This is a genomic window from Microbacterium sp., from assembly GCF_052099035.1.
Classification (GTDB): domain Bacteria; phylum Actinomycetota; class Actinomycetes; order Actinomycetales; family Microbacteriaceae; genus Microbacterium.
Genome location: NZ_JBQDSX010000146.1, coordinates 1 through 2,867, shown reverse-complemented (window position 1 = coordinate 2,867; position 2,867 = coordinate 1). Strand labels below are relative to the sequence as shown.

The 2,867-nt window shown below is 62.3% G+C and carries 3 protein-coding genes and 1 pseudogene; all 4 read right to left on the bottom strand.

Features of this window, described 5'->3' with window-relative positions:
* Positions 1-52: 52 nt before the first annotated feature.
* Positions 53-343 (bottom strand): IS3 family transposase, encoded by a 291-nt coding sequence (locus ACTIAO_RS17570; RefSeq protein WP_441907343.1) that lies wholly within the window; start codon positions 341-343, stop codon positions 53-55.
* A complete protein-coding gene (locus ACTIAO_RS17565) occupies positions 340-672 on the bottom strand; it encodes a transposase (protein ID WP_441907342.1) in 333 nt (110 codons plus the stop codon). Before ACTIAO_RS17565 ends, ACTIAO_RS17570 begins: the two co-directional genes overlap by 4 nt.
* A 448-nt stretch (positions 673-1,120) precedes the next feature.
* Positions 1,121-2,146: a class 1b ribonucleoside-diphosphate reductase subunit beta gene (nrdF, locus tag ACTIAO_RS17560; RefSeq protein ID WP_441907341.1), complete on the bottom strand. Its 1,026-nt coding sequence runs from the start codon at positions 2,144-2,146 to the stop codon at positions 1,121-1,123.
* A gap of 32 nt (positions 2,147-2,178) precedes the next feature.
* Positions 2,179-2,867 (bottom strand): annotated as a pseudogene (locus ACTIAO_RS17555) (class 1b ribonucleoside-diphosphate reductase subunit alpha); the annotation flags it as partial.

Here is a 2,867-nt window from a genome sequence, read left to right as displayed (position 1 = left end):
CCATGAGACAGATCCTTCCAAGGAATCCTGTCTCCGGACACGCCGGGGCGAGTCACATCACCCTCGCGACTCGCTTGTGGTTCACCCGCGCCTCAGGTGCTGCGCCGTCGTTGAGGTCAGCGGTGACTCTGGGCGCCCCGTAGGCGCGGTCCCCTCCTTGCTCCGGGTCCTGCAGAACCCGAATCCGCTCCGCCAGCACCTCGTCCGCGGACGCTCTCGCGGAGCGCCCCGGCCCGGCTGTGAGCCATGCGTAGAACGATGACCTGGCGACCTCGATAACCTCACACAACCGCTTCACGCCATAGGCGTCCTTGTGGTCTTCAACGAACTGGAAGCGGTTCACCAGTTCGTCTCCCCGGCGAAATACTTCGCCGCTTGACGGAGGATGTCCCTCTCCGTCTCGAGCTTGCGGGCCTCGACCGTCAGCGCAGCGTTCTCGGCCTCAAGGCGCACGATCCGCGCCGCCTGCGACTCGTGCCGCCCGATCATCGCAGAGGCCTCCGCCATGCCCCGCGTCGTCGCCCCAGAGCCAAGCTTGTCGACCCACTCCTTCAACGCACCCCGCGAGACCCCGAGATCGGCAGCGATGCCCTTTAGCGTCGCGCCCGGCGACGACTCAAACAAGTCCACCGCCCGCCGACGAAACTCGTCCGTGTAGTTCTTTCTTGCCATGACTTGAATTCTCGCTTCCCCAGCAGCCTGCTGGAATCAGCGTGTCCAAGATCAAGGGTCAAGCCCCGAAGTCGATGGCGTTGTGGGCGATCTTGCGCGCGTAAGAGCCCCGGCGAAGGCTCCCGATGATTACGCTGATGTTCTTTGTCATTGGCGGTGTTCTCTTTCTTCGAAGTGATATCAGTGCTCGATGGGCGGGAGAAAAGGTCGGGCCCCAAACGCCGGCGGTGGGCCGGCACGGTGCGACGCGGCGATGAACTGATCAAGCTTGTGTGGACTCTCCGCGCGGAGAAACATGCCAAGCATCGAAAGGAGCCCACCGATAACGGCATCTCGGTTCGAACTGGTTCCGAGTAACCGCAGCGCAGCGGGCTGGTTGCCTTCTCGTACAGCATGAAACAAGGCGATAGTTTCGAGCCAGGCCCCTTCGTGGGGACGGGGCAAAGGCTCAGAAGTCCCAGTCATCGTCACTGGTATCTACGGCTTTGCCGATGATGTAGCTGGACCCAGATCCAGAGAAGAAGTCATGGTTTTCGTCCGCGCCGGGTGCGAGAGCCGCGAGGATTTCCGGGTTCACTTCGGTCTCTTCTGGGGTGAAGCGGGCGGGGTAGCCGAGGTTCATGAGGGCTTTGTTCGCGTTGTAGCGGACGAACACGGCGACGTCGTCCATGAGTCCGAGCGGCTCGTAGAGCTCACCGGAGTAGGCCAGTTCGAGTTCGTAGAGCTCTTCGAGGAGCGCATAGGTGAACTCGCGCATGTGCTCTTGTTCGGCGAGGGTGTGGGTTTCGAGGCCGCGCTGGTATTTGTATCCGGAGTAGTAGCCGTGCACGGCCTTGTCGCGGAGGATGAGCCGGATCATGTCGGCAGTGTTAGTGAGCGTGGCGTGCACGGAGAAGTGCAGTGGCAGGTAGAACCCCGCGTACAGCAGCAGCGAGGACAGCAGCGTCGAGGAGACCTTCCGCTTGAGCGGATCATCCCCGTAGTAGTGCGCGAGCACCCTCTTACACCGCTCCTGAAGAAGGTCGTTCGCGACGGCCCACCGGTAGGCGTCGTCGATTTCGGGGGTCGAGGTGAGCGTGGAAAACACAGACGAGTAGGAGCGGGCGTGCACGGACTGCATGAACGCGATATTTGTGTACACGGCCTCTTCGTGTTCGGTGCGGGCATCCTGGATCTGGCAGATCTCGCCGACTGTGGCCTGCACGGTGTCAAGCATGGTGAGCCCGGTGAACACGCGCATGGTCAGCGTGCGTTCCTCCTGGGTGAGTTTCTGCCAGGCGGAGAGATCGTTGGAGAGCGGCACCTTCTCCGGCAGCCAGAAGTTCGCAGTGAGGCGGTTCCAAACTTCGAGGTCTTTGTCGTCTCCGACGCGGTTCCAGTTGATGGGCCGCAGGCGGGCTGCCGGGTCGTGCCGATAGCCCGGCGGAGTGACGGAGATCTCGGTGATGGGGCGGGTGATATCGGTGAGGGTCATGGGTGTTCCTTCGGGAAGATCGGATTCTGGGGTTACAGCGCGCAGGAGACGCAGCCTTCAATCTCGGTGCCTTCGAGCGCGGGCTGGCGCAGGCGGATGTAATAAAGGGTCTTGATCCCGGCACGCCAGGCATGGATCTGGGCTCTGTTGATGTCGCGCGTGGTCGCCGTGTCGCGGAAGAACAGCGTGAGAGACAAACCCTGGTCGACGTGGCGGGTGGCGGCGGCGTAGGTGTCGATGATCTTCTCGTAGCCGATCTCGTACGCGTCCTCGAAGAACTCGAGGTTGTCGTCGGTCATGTGCGGGGCCGGGTAGTAGACGCGGCCGAGCTTGCCTTCTTTGCGGATCTCGATCTTCGCTGCGATCGGATGGATCGACGCGGTCGAGTTGTTCACGTACGAGATCGATCCGGTCGGTGGGACGGCCTGCAGGTACGCGTTGTAGATGCCGTGCTGCCGCACAGATTCCCGCAGCTGCGCCCAGTCGCCGCGGGTGGGGATCGCGACACCTGCCTCTGCGAAGAGGATGCGAACGCGGTCGGTGGCGGGCTGCCAGTCACGCTCGGTGTACTTGTCGAAGTACGAGCCATCGGCGTAGGTGGAAGTTTCGAAGCCTGCGAAAGTCGTACCGCGTTCGATGGCGATCAGGTTCGACGCTCGCACGGCATGGTAGGTGACGGTGAGGAAGTAGATGTCGGTGAAGTCGATGCCTTCCTCGCTGC